This is a genomic window from Brevundimonas sp. FV1ye29L (assembly GCF_058681095.1).
The window spans coordinates 2996419-3010645 of record NZ_CM178730.1 but is presented as its reverse complement, the minus strand read 5'-3'; the positions used below and the strand labels follow the sequence as shown (position 1 = coordinate 3010645).

The window sequence follows — 14227 nt, the reverse complement described above, 5'->3', positions numbered from 1 at the left end:
GCCCAGGAGGGCTTTGGCCGGTATAGGACGGGGGTGTCCAGCCTTTCCCACCGCCTCCTGGTCCTCACGCTCTGCCTCTTCGGGCTGGCCTCCGGTCTGACCCCCGGCCCGGCGTCCGCCCAGACGCGATCCACCGCCGCCCCGGCACAGGCGGCGCCGTCCCCCGGCGACGAGACGCGGATCGAGGCGGAACTGGTCCCGATGTCCCAATGGGCCGCGGCCGGGTCGACGGCCATTGTCGCCGTTCGCCAGAAGATCGCGCCGGGCTGGCACACCTACTGGCGCAACCCCGGCGATTCCGGCGGCGCCACCACCCTCGACTGGACCCTGCCGCAGGGCGTGCGGGCCGAGGCCATCGTCTGGCCCCTGCCGACGTGGCAGCGGCTGATGAGCCTGATGAACTACGGATATTCGGGCGAGGTCTATCTGCCCGTGCCGATCGAGGTCCCCGCCTCGGCGCCGCCCGGTCGCAGCCTGCCGCTTGTGGTCCAGGCCCTGTTTCTGGTGTGCAGCGACCGGATGTGCGTGCCCGAAACCCGGACCCTGAGGCTGGACCTGCCGATCCGGACGGGCGCCGCGCCGCTGGCCCCCCGTCACGGCGCCGCCATCAGGGGAATCATCGAGACCGCGCCCCGTCCGGCGGCGATCGAGGCGCGGCTGACCGCCCGCGACGGTCGTCTGGTCCTGACCGCGAGGGGCGGGCCGCTGACGGACGTGGACCTGACCTCCGCCTTTCTGTTTCCATTCGAGGGCGGGCGGATCGACCATGCGGCCCCCCAGACCGGCCGGGCCGGGCCGGGCGGGATCAGCCTGGTCCTGACCCCCGGGCGGGGCGGGATTCCGGCCGACCTTGAGCCCCTGTCGGGCGTTCTGGCCACCGATCAGGGCGCCTGGGAGATTGCGGCGGCGCCGGGCCCGCCTCTGGACGGCGTGCCCCTGACGGCGGCGGACGGCGGCCGGGCCCTGGTCGAGGATGAGAACTCGACAGGAACGGCCGGGACGTTTGATGCGGTCGGTCTGCTGCGGACGGCCCTTTTCGCCCTGATCGGCGGCCTGATCCTGAACCTGATGCCCTGCGTCTTTCCGATTCTGGCCATGAAGGCGGCGTCGCTGGCGCGCACGGCCCATGATCCGCGCGCGGCCCGGCGGGACGGTCTGGCCTTTCTGGCGGGGGTGCTGATCGCCTTCCTCGGGCTGGCGGCGGTTCTGCTGGCGCTCAAGGCGGCGGGGCAGGCCGTCGGCTGGGGCTTCCAGCTCCAGTCCCCGGCCGTGGTCGTCAGCCTCGGGCTGATTCTTCTGGCCTCGGCCCTGAACCTGTCGGGCGTCTTCCATGTCGGCGCCGGGTTGCAGGGGGCTGGCGCCGGCCCCCTGTCGCGTCTGTCCGGAGGCGCCGGCGCCTTCTTCACCGGGGTGCTGGCGGTGGTGGTGGCGGCGCCCTGTACCGCCCCCTTTATGGCGGCGGCGCTCGGGGCGGCCCTGATCATGCCCTGGCCCGCCGCCCTGTCGGTCTTCCTGATGCTGGGTCTGGGTCTGGCCCTGCCGTATGTGGCCCTCAGCCTGTCGCCCCGGCTGATGGCGCGACTGCCCCGTCCCGGACCGTGGATGGCCCGGCTGAAGGTCCTTCTGTCCTTGCCGATGTACGGGGCCGCCCTTTGGCTGGCCTGGGTGTTCGAGCGCCAGACCGGCCGCGCCCCTTTGATCCTTCTGGCGGCGGCCGGGCTGATGCTGGCCCTGGGCCTGTGGTTCTACGGCCGCTTCCAGTCGGCGCGGGCCGCCGGGCGCGGCGCGACGGTCGTCGGCCTTGCCGCCCTGGCTGTCACGGGGCTGGCCCTGGGGGCCGGGGTTATCGCCGCCCGGGCCCCGGTCGCGGTCGAGCCGCCGCCGGCCGCAGGCGCCCTTCCCTCAATCCCCTGGTCGGCGGAGGCTGTGCAGATCGCCCGGGCCGGGGGGCGGCCGGTGCTGGTCAATTTCACCGCCGACTGGTGCGTGACCTGCAAGATCAATGAGGGGGCGGCCCTGTCCTCCCCGCGCACGGCCGAGGCGTTGAAGGCGGCCGATGCCGTCTATCTGAAGGCCGACTGGACCCGCCCCGACCCGGCCATCGCCGCCGAACTGGCCCGTCACGGCCGCTCGGGCGTCCCCCTGTATCTGCTCTACAGCCCGGGCGAGCCTGAGCCCCGCATCCTGCCCCAGCTGCTGACCGAGGGGCTGGTCATCGAGGCGCTGGACCGCGCCGCCGGTCGTCGGGCGCCCGGATAGGAACGGGAAAGGGGGGCCTCCCGCGCCTTACACCTCGGGTTGCGGCGGAGCGGTGATGACCTCGACGTTGTCGTTCAGCAGGTAGGACAGCTCGGCCATGGCCGTGGCGCGCAGGGCGGGGGTGGCGGCGGCCTCGACGGCGGCGATCTTTTTCGGAATGTCCTCGGAGATGCCGCGCAGGATGCACTTCAGATCGCCGTCCGTGCCGCGTTCCTTGAGGATCAGGTGTCCCTGCATGTCCAGTTCGGCGAGGGACGTCGCGCCACGTCGGAGCAGGGCAAACTGTTCACTGGTGGCATAATCGGACCGTTCAGCCAGTCCCGTACGGATCTGCAGATCAACAATACCCCGGAGCGCAGTCGACTGGCTGACGATATCCGCGAAGAGGGGCTCCCGCGCCACCGACACCGGCGCTCCGGCTACGGCGGGCGGGATGGCGGCGGCCTCGGCCACAGCGGGGTTGCTCATCATCAGGGCGATGGCCAGTGCGGCGCCGCAGGACATGACAGACCTCATTCTCGATCATTTCGGGCGACAGGGCCCGATACCGGATTGAACCTGCATAGGCCTGACCCGTAAACGATGCGTTGACCGTGTTTCGGAGCCTGTTCCGGAACCTCGCTCCCAACTGCCCCGGAGATGCCGATGACCGCCGACTGGACCGCCTTTGACGCCGCCGCCGGGACGGACGCGGAGGCCCGGATCGTCGATCAGTTCGCCGCCGACCCCGACCGGCTGGCGCGAATGAGCGTCGAGGCGGCGGGCCTGTTCCTCGACCTGTCGAAACAGAGCTGGACCCGCGCCGGGTTCGAGGCCTGTCTGGAGCTCGCGCGGACGGCCGGGGTGGAGGCGGCGCGGGGCCGGCTGTTCGGCGGCGAGGCGATCAATTCGACCGAGGGTCGGGCGGTGCTGCATCCGGCGCTGAGGGCGGCCAAGGGCGCGGCTTTTGAGGCCCTGGGTGAGCCGGTCTCGGCCGAGGTCGATGCGGTGCGCGCCGATATGGCCGCCTATGCCATGGCGGTGCGGTCGGGCGCCGAGACGGGGGCGACGGGCAAGGCCTTCTCCGCCATCGTCCATATCGGCATCGGCGGATCGGATCTGGGGCCGCGCGTGGTCTGGGATGCGCTGCGGCCGCTGGATCCCGCCATCGACCTGAGGTTCGTGGCCAATATCGACCCGCGCGACATGGCCGAGGCCCTGACCGGGCTGGACCCGGAAACGACCCTGGTGATCGTCGTGTCCAAGACCTTCACCACACAGGAGACCCTCGCCAATGCCGAGGCGGCCAGGGCCTGGCTGGCGGCGGGCCTGCCCGAGGCCGGGCGGGACAGGCATTTCATCGGGGTGACGGCGGCGCCGGAGAAGGCTGTCGCGTTTGGATGCGCGCGGACCTTCGCCTTCCGGGACTGGGTCGGCGGCCGCTATTCGCTGTGGTCGGCGGTCAGCCTCAGCTGCGTCATCGCCCTGGGCCCTGACGTCTTCGAGGCCCTGCTGGCCGGGGCGGCGGCGATGGACGACCATTTCGTCGCGGCGCCGCTGGAGCGGAACGCCCCGGTGCTGATGGCCCTGGCCCAGATCTGGAACGTCGACGGTCTGGGTCGGCCGGCGCGGACTGTGGCGCCCTATGCCCATGCCCTGCGTCGCCTGCCGGCCTTCCTGCAACAGCTGGAGATGGAGTCGAACGGCAAGCGGGTGCACCGCGACGGTTCGTCCGTGACCCGCCAGACCTGTCCGGTGGTGTTCGGCGAGCCCGGCACCAATGGCCAGCATGCCTTCTTCCAGCAGATCCACCAGGGGCCGCAGGTGGTTCCCGCCGAGTTCGTGGTGGTGAAGGCCACGCATGAGGCGGCGCCGGAATCGCCCCTGTGGGCCAATGCCCTGGCCCAGGGACAGGCCCTGATGGTCGGCAAGACGACGGAACAGGCGCGGACGGAACTGCTGGCCTCGGGCGCCGATGCGGCCGAGGCGGAGCGGCTGGCGCCGCACAAGACCTTCCCCGGCAACCGGCCCTCGACCACCATCGTGATGGACCGGGTCACGCCGCAGACCGTCGGGGCGCTGCTGGCCCTGTATGAGCACAAGACCTTCGTCGAGGGCGTGATCCAGGACATCAACAGCTTCGACCAGTGGGGCGTGGAGCTGGGCAAGGTGCTGGCGAGGGCCATCCTCGCGGATGTGGCGGCGGGGGCGCCGTCGGCCGGGCTGGACCCCTCGACGGCAGGACTGCTGACCCGGTTGACGGGCTCAGATTCCGTCAGGTGACCCGGCCGGTCCCCCGGCCCTAGGCTCGCGCCATGGCGCAGACGTTCGACAGGGGGGGAAGACACGCGACGGGTCGACGCATCGTGCTGATCGCCGCCGCCCCGATCGTCGCCGCCCTGTTGTCGGCGACGGGCGCCCAGGCCGGGGCGGCGTCGGGCGCACTACAGGCCGCCGCCCCGGCGATGCGGCCGCAGAATGCGACGAACCGGGGCGTGGCCGCCTTTCAGGCCGGAGACTGGGCGCGGGCGGAGCGGGAATTCATCGCCGCGCTGAAACAGCAGCGGGCCCGGAACCCGGTGCAACCGGATTTCCTGCTGGTCGCGCTCGAGAATCTGGCGGCGGCCCGGGAACAGCTTCAGAACCGCGCCGGTGCGGACCCGTTGCGGGCCGAGGCCCTGACGATCCGGCGAAACCGGGACGGTGACGACCATCCCGACACCCTGACCGCCATGATGGCGCTCGGCCATCTGCGGCAGGCCGGGCGGGCCGATCCCGCGCCCCTGTTCCTGACGGTCCTCAGGCGGCGTCAGGCCTCGGGCGACCGTGTCGGGGCCGCCGCCGCAGCCGGAGCCCTGGCCTATGCCCGCGCCCGGGCCGGCCGGTTCGCCGAGGCGGATCATGCAGCCAATACGGCGCTGGAACTGGCGGCGGCCAGCGGCGACGCGGCGGTTGAACGATTGAGCCTTTTGGGACGCGGCGAGATCCTGTCGATGGCCGGCCGGTACGCTGAGGCCGAAGCCGGGGCCCAGCAGGCGCTGGACCGCCTGCCGCCCGACGCAGGCGCCCTGGAACGAGCACGCATCTTCAACATCATCGGCACGGCGCGCCATCAGCAGGGCGACTATGCCGGGGCCGCCCTGGCCCAGACCGAGGCGGTGCGCCTGCTCGAAGCCTTGGGCGACGCGGCGCGTCAGGATCTGGCCGGAACCCTCAATGATCTGGCCATTGTGCGCGATCTTCAGGGGCGGCTGGAGGACGCTGAATTCCTGTACCGCCGAGCCCTGGCCATGAACCCCGAGCCCGCGCGGTCGGCGGCCTATGTCAGCAATCTGGGCTGGAATCTGCACCAGCAGGACCGGCACGAAGAGGCCGAGCGGCTGCTGCGGCAGGCGGCCGAAACCTATGACCGGCTATGGGGAAAGAACGACCCGGACGGCGCCTCGGCCTGGACTAATCTGGCGGGGGAACTCCAATCCCAGGGACGCGACGCCGAGGCCGTGTCGATCTTCCGCGATGCCCTGGCCCGGTATGAAAGGACGCTGGGACGCAGCCATGCGACCGTGAGCTGGGCCCTGAACGCCATGGCCCGTTCTATTGCGGCCACCGGCTCGGCCGCCGAGGCGGAGGCCCTGTTCCGCGAGGCCCTGTCCCTCAGCGAGGCGCGGCGTCCGCCGGGCCATCCCGAGATCACGCGACAGGCCGGGGATCTGGCCAAGCTGCTGTTGGAGACCGATCGGGCGGGCGAGGCCCTGCCCCTGCTGCGGCGGGTCGGCGGCGACGTTCTGGACCGGACCGGCGCCCGACCGGACAGGGGTCTGGGCGGGGATGCGCGCCGCGAACTGGACCGCGACCGGCGTCTGTTCCGGCTTCAGGTCGCGGCGGCCTGGCGGGCGTCCTGGCCGGCGGCCGGGGGATAGGGCTTCACAGCAGGCGTAGAAAAGACGGGCGTCCGTGTCCGGACGCCCGCCTCAGGGTTCAGTGCGCTGATCCGCCTGTCCGTGCGCTGACTACCAGCGACGCTCGTGACGATAGTCGCGGCGGTCATCCCGGTAGTCCCGGCGGTCGTCGCGGCGCTCATAGCGGCCGGACGTGTAGCGGGGATCATAGCCGCGGTTGTCGTAGCTGTAGCTGTAGCTCGACTGGCGGCTGTTGATGCCGTGGTCGCGTTCCCAGTGGCCCTGATTGCGATAGCAGCGACCGCCGCGATAGTATTCGCAACCCGAACCGCGATTGGAGGCCGAGGCGCCCAGGGCCGCGCCAGCGAGGGCGCCGCCCGCGACATAGGAGCCGTCGCCATTGCCCAGCAGGGCGCCGGCGAGGCCGCCGACCACGGCGCCGAGGATGGCGTTCTGGGCCGTATCGTCGCGACGATCGTTGTCGCGGTAGCGGCTCTGGGCATCGGCGGGGCTGGCGGCCATCAGGCCGAGGGCCAGGGCCGGAACGACAGCAGCAGCGGCTGCGGTTTTCGAGAATGTCTTCATGGCTGTCTCCTTTGGCGACAGGGTGACGGCGATGCGCCGGTCCGATGGGTAGAGGTGTAGCTATCCCCGGCTGAACGGGCTGCGAGGGCCGTGTTCATCGCCCGTTCATCGCGCGGGGCTTGGCCGAGTTCGCAGCCGAGTGTCGCACTTGCCGCCGCGACGCCCCGCTCCTACGGTCGGAACGGGAGAAACGGCATGATGGCGGCAGGCGTGCGCAAGGGGAAGCAGGGGGCGGTGGTCCTGGCCGGCCTGGCCATGGCGGCCCTGCCCCTGACGCCCGCCATCGCCATGCCGCTCTCGACCCTCCCGACGCCGCCCGCAATCCAGACGGAGCCTGCCGCGTCTGTAGAGGCGGAAATCGCGTCGATTGCCGTCGCAAATGCCGATCCGGCGGCGGCGGCCGACGCCCTGATCGCGGCAGCGCGACGACGGTTCGCGGAGGAAGACCTGCCGGGCGCGCGCCGCACGCTGGATGCGGCCGTCGCCCTGGCCGAACAGGATGGCGCGACACCGCAACTGGCCCTGTCCCGGGCTCTGGGCGTCCGCTCGCGGCTGAATTTCGAGGCGGGCGATTATCCGGCCGCCCATGCCGATGTCGACCGGGCGCTGGCGATCCGGCGGTCGGGACCAGACCCGGATCCGGTTGAAATGGCCAGCCTGATCTACGACCAGGCCCGAGCCTTCGACGCCCAGGGGCGGAACGAACAGGCCGAAGCGGCGGCCCGCGAAAGCTATCTTCTGCGGCGCGCCCATCTGGGTCAGGTGAATGAGAAGACGGCGGATTCCCTCAACCTCTATGCCAACGCCCTGACCGCCCAGGGACGGCACGCCGAGGCCGATCCCGCCTACCGGCAGGTGCTGGGCATGTACGAGGTGCTCTATGGCCCCAAACATTCCCGCGTCGCGATCGTGCTGTCCAATCTGGGCAACAGTCTGCGGCGGACCGGGCGCGGCCGGCAGGCCAACGCCCTGTACCGGCGTTCCGTGGCTATCGCCGAGGTGGCGGGCGACAAGGTGCTGCTGGCGCAGTGCCTGAACAACTATGGCTGGTACCTGCATACCCAGGGCGACGGGCGAAAGTCCGAGACCCAGTTCCGGCGAGCGCTGCCGCTGGTCCTGCAGATCGTCGGACCTGAGCACGCCTTCGTGGGGGTGTTGCACGCCAACATCGGCTTCGCCCTGATGGACCAGAACCGGTTGGCCGAGGCGGAGCCGGCCTTCGCCCGGGGGCTGGACCTGCTGGAAAAGGGCAAGGGGAGCAACAGTCCCGACCTGGTGGAGACCCTGAGCGGCTATGCCCTGACGCTGGCGGCGCTGCGGCGGCCTGACGAGGCGGAGGCCAACTACCGGCGGGTCCGGGCGATCACCGCCGACCGGCTGGCGCCCGCCCACCCCGAGGCCCTGAAAGGCGCCGACGTCTATGCCGCCTTCCTGTTGCAACGAGACCGGCCCGGCGAGGCCCTGGGAGAGCTTCGCACCGCCCTGGGCCAGTTAATCGCGCGGTCGGCGGACGGCCGGGACTGGCGCACGACCGTCCGGGGCGCCGGGCCGCTGTTCGAGCGCCGGGTCGAGGCCAGCTGGCGGCTGGCGGCGCTCGAACCGTCTCCGGCTCCGGCGGCTATTGCGCCGGATAAAGCATTGACGCCCTGAGGCTGACGGCGCCCGTGGCGGGTACGGCGAAGCTCACCTGGTCGAACAGGGGGGCGGCGCGAAGGGTTTCAGCCTTCAGCATCGTCCGGCCTTCGGCGGGCATGCCGCCCTGGATTTTCATGACGCTGTCGTTGTCGACGTCATGCAGGACGGACACCGAATATTCCCCTGGCGCGACATTGCGGAAGGTCACAGTGCGGGTTCCGGCCGCCGGATCGGCGATGACCTCGCCATAGGCTCCCTCGTTCTTCAGAAACTGGTCGCGGGATTGCAGGCCGATCAGCAGGCGGCCGCCACGCGCCTGAATGCCGTCCAACGTCAGGGTGACGTCGGTCGCCATGGCCGGGGCGGCGGCGGCGAGTGACAGGGCGGCGAGAGCGGCGGAAAGGGAAAGGCGGGTCATATCGGTCTCCGATGATGCAGCGGGGTTGCTGCCTGCAGTGAACTTTGCAACATAAAGCACACTGCGTCAATGCAGCTTCAGTGGGGTGCCCACCCGAGCGTTGTCGCCGAAAATTCACACGCGCGGATCGACGGGCCGAGCTTGACGCCTGTCGCCCCGGTCCCTACTTCCACGGCGCGTTAGCACTCGCAGGCGTTGGCTGCCAAAATGCCAACCCCGGGCGCGAGCGAGGAAACTTTTGAAGTCTCAATCGGAGAATACACAGATGGCGTTTCGTCCCCTCGGCGATCGCGTGCTGGTCAAGCGCGTTGAAGAAGAATCGAAGACCAAGGGCGGGATCATCATCCCCGACACGGCCAAGGAAAAGCCCCAGGAAGGCGAAGTGATTGCGGTCGGCCCCGGCGTCCGTGACGACAAGGGCGTCGTCAATGCCCTGGAACTGAAAGCCGGCGATCGCATCCTGTTCGGCAAATGGTCGGGCACCGAGGTCAAGCTGGAAGGCGAAGACCTGATCATCATGAAGGAATCCGACGTTCTGGGCGTGCTGTAAGCCCCCTCACGTTTCGACCTTCCTCAACGAAATCAATATTTAGGAGCTGCCCTCAATGGCTGCCAAGATCGTACAGTTCAACACCGATGCGCGCGACAAGATGCTGCGCGGCGTCAACGTCCTCGCCAATGCCGTCAAGGTGACCCTGGGTCCCAAGGGCCGCAACGTCGTGATCCAGAAGTCCTTCGGCGCCCCGCGCTCGACCAAGGACGGCGTGTCCGTGGCGAAGGAAATCGAGCTCGAGGACGCCTTCGAGAACATGGGCGCCCAGATGATCCGCGAAGTCGCTTCGAAGACGAATGACAAGGCGGGCGACGGCACCACCACCGCCACCGTCCTGGCGCAATCCATCGTGCAGGAAGGCCTCAAGGCCGTGGCCGCCGGCATGAACCCGATGGATCTGAAGCGCGGCATCGACAAGGCCGTCACGGCCGTCCTCGCCGACATCAAGGCCTCGGCCAAGAAGGTCGAGAACAACTCCGAGATCGCCCAGGTCGGCACCATCTCGGCCAATGGCGACGCCGAAGTCGGCGAGATGATCGCCAAGGCCATGGACAAGGTCGGCAACGAGGGCGTCATCACGGTTGAAGAGGCCAAGACCGCCGAGACCGAGCTGGACGTCGTCGAGGGCATGCAGTTCGACCGCGGCTATCTGTCGCCCTACTTCATCACCAACGCCGACAAGATGGAGGTTCAGCTCGAGGAACCCCTCATCCTGCTGTTCGAGAAGAAGCTGACCTCGCTGCAGGCCATGCTGCCGATCCTGGAAGCCGTGGTCCAGTCGGGTCGTCCCCTGCTGATCATCGCCGAGGACATCGAGGGCGAGGCCCTGGCCACGCTCGTCGTCAACAAGCTGCGGGGCGGCCTGCGCGTCGCCGCCGTCAAGGCCCCGGGCTTCGGCGACCGCCGCAAGGCCATGCTGGAAGACATCGCCGTCCTGACCGGCGGCCAGGTCATCAGTGAAGACCTGGGCATCAAGCTCGAGAACGTCACCCTCGACATGCTGGGCAAGGCCAAGAAGGTCACCATCACCAAGGACGACACCACCATCGTGGACGGCGTCGGCGGCAAGGACGAGATCGAGGCCCGCATCGGCCAGATCAAGCGCCAGATCGAGGACACCACCTCGGACTATGACAAGGAAAAGCTGCAGGAACGTCTGGCCAAACTGGCCGGCGGCGTGGCCGTCATCCGCGTCGGCGGCTCGACCGAGGTCGAGGTCAAGGAGAAGAAGGACCGCGTCGACGACGCCCTGAACGCCACCCGCGCCGCGGTTGAAGAAGGCATCGTCCCCGGCGGCGGCATCGCCCTGCTGAAGGCGACCAAGGCGCTGGAAGGCCTGCAAGGCGATAACGCCGACCAGACCGCCGGCATCGCCATCATCCGTCGCGCCATCCAGGCCCCGATCCGTCAGATCGTCGAGAACGCCGGCGTCGAAGGCTCGATCGTGGTCGGCAAGGTGCTGGAAAACAGCTCGCCCACCTTCGGCTTCAACGCCCAGACGGAAGAGTACGGCGACCTGGTCGCCATGGGCGTGATCGACCCGGCCAAGGTGGTCCGCACCGCCCTGACCGACGCCGCCTCGGTGGCCTCGATCCTGATCACGACCGAAGCGGCCGTGGCCGACGCCCCCAAGAAGGGCAACGGCGGCGGCGCCCCCGACATGGGCGGCGGCATGGGCGGCATGGGCGGCATGGACTTCTGATCCATACCGTCCCGTCATCCCCGGCCAGGGCGCGGCGCAAGTCGCAAGTCCGGGCCGGGGACAGGCTGAACGAACGGAAGGGCGGGGCCGCAAGGCTCCGCCCTTTTTCGCATACGACGGCCGTGATATAGTCTGACCAGAATTCTGCGCAGGACTTCGCCGGCCATGACCGCCACCCTGGGCGTCCTCGACGCCAGAAGCCGCTTCTCCGAACTGATCGACCGCGCCGAACGGGGCGAGGAGACCATCGTCACCCGCCATGGCCGCATCGTCGCGCGCATCGCCCCGCCGGAACCGGCGACCCCGCCGGGGCGGACGCCAGAGGAGGTGGATGCCATCGTCGAGCGGTTCCGCGCGCTGCGCGAGGACATCCGCGCCACCGGAGGTCCGATCACCCAGGCCGAGATCAAGGCCTGGAAGCAGGAAGGCCAGCGTTGAGCCTCTTTGTGGTCGACGCTTCGGTGGTCGGCTGCTGGTCGCTGCCGGACGAAGAAGACCCCGAGGGCGAGCGCCTGCTGGTCGCGGGATCGCAGGGGTCGATGGCGGCGCCATTTCATTTCCCGGCCGAGATCGCCAATGTCGTGCTGACATCCGAGCGCCGTCGTCGCATCACCCCGGAACAGGCCCGCGAAGCCCGGCAGTCCATCGCGGTCCTGTCGTTCGACATCGACGCCACCGGGTTCGACACCGTCTGGCGCGCCGCCTATCCCCTGGCCGTTCGCCACGGCCTGACCCTCTATGACGCCCTCTATCTGGAGCTGGCGCTGAGGCTGAACCTGCCGCTGGCGACCTTCGACCGCGACCTGCGCCGGGCGGCGGAGGCCGAAGGGGTCAGGATGGCGTGAGGGGGATCCACCCGGGCGGGTCCGCACCGCCCTGACCGACGCCGCCTCGGCAGCCTCGATCCTGACTGCGACCGAAGCGGCCGTGGCCGCCGCCCCCAGGAAGGGCGGCGGCGGCGGGGCCGGCGGCGGCGGGATGGGCGGCGGCATGGGCGGCATGGGCGGGATGGACTTCTAAGCGGAAGGGCGGCGCTCGCGCCGCCCGGACGCCCCGGCGCAGACCGGGGTCCAGAGCTCAGCCACTGGCTGACATGAAGAGGGCGGGTCCGGAAACGGGCCCGCCTTTTTTTCTATTTGAGCGACACGACATCAGCGACGCGTTTTCGTATCGGCCATTGTAGCGCCTATCAAATGACCCGGCGCGAGGCTTTCTGTGGCGGCGAAGGCGGTCCCTTCACCCATGTGCGGACTATCAGCTCTTCTGTTTGCACCCGATGTTCAGCACTTCCGGAAAGAACACTAGCGCGTTCAAATACCTCTTGAGTACCAACGCCCTCATAGATTTCTCGGATAGATTGATGATTAGCGTTGGTCACTAAAACCATTGCACCGCGTGCGGCCGCGCGGATGACAGAATCACGAAGCCGTAGCTGATCAGCCCAAGTGAATATTTTATCGTTATACTTCAGAAATCCATTGAGATTGTGTTTCACTGTGTAGGGCGGATCTACGAATACAAAATCACCAGAACCAGCGGCATCTAGGGTCGCTTCGAAGTCCTGATTCAGAATTTCGGCAGGCCGGAGCATTCGACTCATTGATGAAAAATCATCGGTTGGAAGAGTCACCATGGTTTTGGTTCCAATGGGGACATTGAACTCGTTCTTTCGATTTACGCGGTAGAGTCCGTTCCAGCAGGTTCGATTCAAATAGATTAGCCATGCTGCCCGTTCTATTGGGTCAGTTGGCTTTTCGGCCCTCGTGCGATAATAATGTTCTTCGCAATGTTGCTCTTGGTGGACCGCGAGCAGGGCCACAATTGCCTCAGGAAACAAGCGAATGGCCTGATAGCAAGCGATCAGATCCGAGTTGAGGTCCGAGAGGATCGCTCTCTGCGGCCGCAACGCAAAATACATCGCGCCGCTGCCAAGGAAGGGTTCGACGTACCTCTCGAACTCTCGCGGGACCATGTGAAGGCAGCGGTTCACGAACCAGCGCTTGCCGCCGGCCCACTTCAAAAAAGGCGCGAGCCGCTTATCCGTGGTCGAGCCATCTTCGGAAAGGTCGATATCGCTCATCAAGGGCATAGCCCCCACAATCCTACCCGCTCGTGACTCGAAAGTACGCTCAAGCGTAGCTCAGTTCCGAAGGTCATGCGATTGACCGACTCGAACGCGCCAGGGTCACCTGCCTCGACCGCAGAAAGGTCGTTCAGCGATTCCTCGATGTCAGCCCACAAATCAGTCAGGGTCGTAGGTGGAGAGCCCGGTTCCCAAAGCCCGCGAGACTCTCCAAGTTTTTGCCACCAGAAGGAAAGGGCGGTCGTTCCTATCCCGACGCCTTGGAGAAGGTCATGGGCTGATCCGGTCGCGACCCTTAGCAACAACACCGCACGCGAGAGGACTGCGAAGGTGTCCGTCGCGGGAGTTCCTGGCGGCATTGTCGAGTACGTAAAAATCAACGGATCAGTTGGCGCAGTCTGGCGAAGGAGAAAACCCTTTAGCCTAGCAGATGTAGCGTCCGCGAGGCTTTGAGCATCGACCGACGAGTCTATTAACGCAACGAACGCGGGATCTGCTGCGGACGCGGCCCTACCCGTCAAACCAAGAAAATGCCGCTCCAAGGCCAGACGCAAGATGTGCCTGTCGATCTGCTCAAAACTCGACGTGGAACTTGGCTCAAGGGCGCTCCAAGTATCCCTCACAAACTCTAGGCAATCCTTTGAAGACGAACCCCATGTTGCCGGAATGCCGTCAGGCCGATAGCTGGACTCGTTGCGCGCATCTCGATCTTTAGACGCCAACCCTAGATCCATGCCCCATTGCATGAACCAAGTTCGGGCTTGAGGGGCCAAAGTGGCGGCTCCTCCTTGCGGTTGGAACCAATCTTCTAGAGGTCGTCCTTCCGGCCGAACTAGGCTCGTGAATAGCGCGCCAGACGTCGGCTGTTGCGCCCATTGTTCGAGTGCAAGCCACGCCGCGACGTGAGTGCCAAAGCCGGTATTGAGTTTTGTGACGTTATTTGCCGCCGGAACGACGAAATGGCGCGTGTTGAAAATTCCAATGCCGGTACTCGCCAGCAAGGACATGCCGGCTCGAAGTTCCGCATAATAAGCTAGGTGCAAGGCGCGGTGGGTGTCGCCGGTGAGGACGCAAGCGAAAGCGCGTCCCAAATAGCTCCAGTGACGTGACCCCC

Annotated in this window: 13 protein-coding genes and 1 pseudogene; 9 read left to right on the top strand and 5 right to left on the bottom strand. The window is 67.8% G+C overall.

Going from position 1 to position 14227, the window contains the following annotated elements; genetic code table 11:
- Nucleotides 1-33 precede the first annotated feature (33 nt).
- Complete coding sequence (locus tag ACW17W_RS14800; RefSeq protein WP_492077665.1) at nt 34-2259, top strand: protein-disulfide reductase DsbD family protein; 2226 nt, start codon at nt 34-36, stop codon at nt 2257-2259.
- 27 nt (nt 2260-2286) lie between these two features.
- Here the strand turns inward: ACW17W_RS14800 and ACW17W_RS14795 are convergent, their stop codons facing one another.
- The gene (locus ACW17W_RS14795; protein ID WP_492077663.1) at nt 2287-2775 is read right to left on the bottom strand and encodes a hypothetical protein; all 489 of its coding nucleotides are present in this window, start codon (nt 2773-2775) and stop codon (nt 2287-2289) included.
- A 123-nt stretch (nt 2776-2898) separates the two neighbouring features.
- Between ACW17W_RS14795 and pgi the strand changes: the two genes are divergently transcribed.
- Nucleotides 2899-4521 carry a glucose-6-phosphate isomerase gene (gene pgi / locus ACW17W_RS14790; RefSeq protein ID WP_492077661.1) on the top strand — a complete coding sequence of 541 codons (1623 nt, stop codon included), beginning with the start codon at nt 2899-2901 and terminating at the stop codon, nt 4519-4521.
- A gap of 32 nt (nt 4522-4553) precedes the next feature.
- On the top strand, nt 4554-6158 hold the full coding sequence (locus tag ACW17W_RS14785; RefSeq protein WP_492077660.1) for a tetratricopeptide repeat protein: 1605 nt from the start codon (nt 4554-4556) through the stop codon (nt 6156-6158).
- 90 nt (nt 6159-6248) lie between these two features.
- Here ACW17W_RS14785 and ACW17W_RS14780 read toward each other — a convergent pair whose 3' ends face one another.
- On the bottom strand, nt 6249-6722 hold the full coding sequence (locus ACW17W_RS14780) for a hypothetical protein (protein ID WP_492077659.1): 474 nt from the start codon (nt 6720-6722) through the stop codon (nt 6249-6251).
- Nucleotides 6723-6917: 195 nt separating this feature from the next.
- On the opposite strand from ACW17W_RS14780, the gene ACW17W_RS14775 reads away from it, so the two are divergent.
- Nucleotides 6918-8372 carry a tetratricopeptide repeat protein gene (locus tag ACW17W_RS14775; protein ID WP_492077658.1) on the top strand — a complete coding sequence of 485 codons (1455 nt, stop codon included), beginning with the start codon at nt 6918-6920 and terminating at the stop codon, nt 8370-8372.
- On the opposite strand, the gene ACW17W_RS14770 is transcribed toward ACW17W_RS14775, so the two are convergent.
- Nucleotides 8341-8775 (bottom strand): DUF2141 domain-containing protein, encoded by a 435-nt coding sequence (locus ACW17W_RS14770; protein ID WP_492077657.1) that lies wholly within the window; start codon nt 8773-8775, stop codon nt 8341-8343. The two genes, ACW17W_RS14775 and ACW17W_RS14770, sit on opposite strands and share 32 nt — an antisense overlap.
- A 265-nt stretch (nt 8776-9040) precedes the next feature.
- On the opposite strand from ACW17W_RS14770, the gene groES reads away from it, so the two are divergent.
- From groES to groEL, 5 genes and pseudogenes are all read left to right on the top strand, one after another.
- Nucleotides 9041-9325, top strand: a complete 285-nt coding sequence (gene groES / locus ACW17W_RS14765; protein WP_271146281.1) for a co-chaperone GroES — start codon at nt 9041-9043, stop codon at nt 9323-9325.
- A 55-nt stretch (nt 9326-9380) separates the two neighbouring features.
- Nucleotides 9381-11030: a chaperonin GroEL gene (groL, locus tag ACW17W_RS14760; protein WP_492077656.1), complete on the top strand. Its 1650-nt coding sequence runs from the start codon at nt 9381-9383 to the stop codon at nt 11028-11030.
- 165 nt (nt 11031-11195) lie between these two features.
- A complete protein-coding gene (locus ACW17W_RS14755) occupies nt 11196-11468 on the top strand; it encodes a type II toxin-antitoxin system Phd/YefM family antitoxin (RefSeq protein WP_492077655.1) in 273 nt (90 codons plus the stop codon).
- The gene (locus ACW17W_RS14750; protein ID WP_492077654.1) at nt 11465-11875 is read left to right on the top strand and encodes a type II toxin-antitoxin system VapC family toxin; all 411 of its coding nucleotides are present in this window, start codon (nt 11465-11467) and stop codon (nt 11873-11875) included. Before ACW17W_RS14755 ends, ACW17W_RS14750 begins: the two co-directional genes overlap by 4 nt.
- A 4-nt stretch (nt 11876-11879) precedes the next feature.
- A pseudogene (gene groEL, locus ACW17W_RS14745) lies at nt 11880-12050 on the top strand (chaperonin GroEL); the annotation flags it as partial.
- A gap of 169 nt (nt 12051-12219) precedes the next feature.
- On the opposite strand, the gene ACW17W_RS14740 reads toward groEL, so the two are convergent.
- Together ACW17W_RS14740 and ACW17W_RS14735 are read right to left on the bottom strand one after the other, a co-directional pair.
- Entirely contained in the window at nt 12220-13110 is an 891-nt protein-coding gene (locus ACW17W_RS14740; protein WP_492077653.1) for a DNA adenine methylase, read from the bottom strand.
- The gene (locus tag ACW17W_RS14735; protein WP_492077652.1) at nt 13110-14120 is read right to left on the bottom strand and encodes a hypothetical protein; all 1011 of its coding nucleotides are present in this window, start codon (nt 14118-14120) and stop codon (nt 13110-13112) included. The genes ACW17W_RS14740 and ACW17W_RS14735 overlap by 1 nt, the downstream gene beginning before the upstream one ends.
- Nucleotides 14121-14227: the final 107 nt, after the last annotated feature.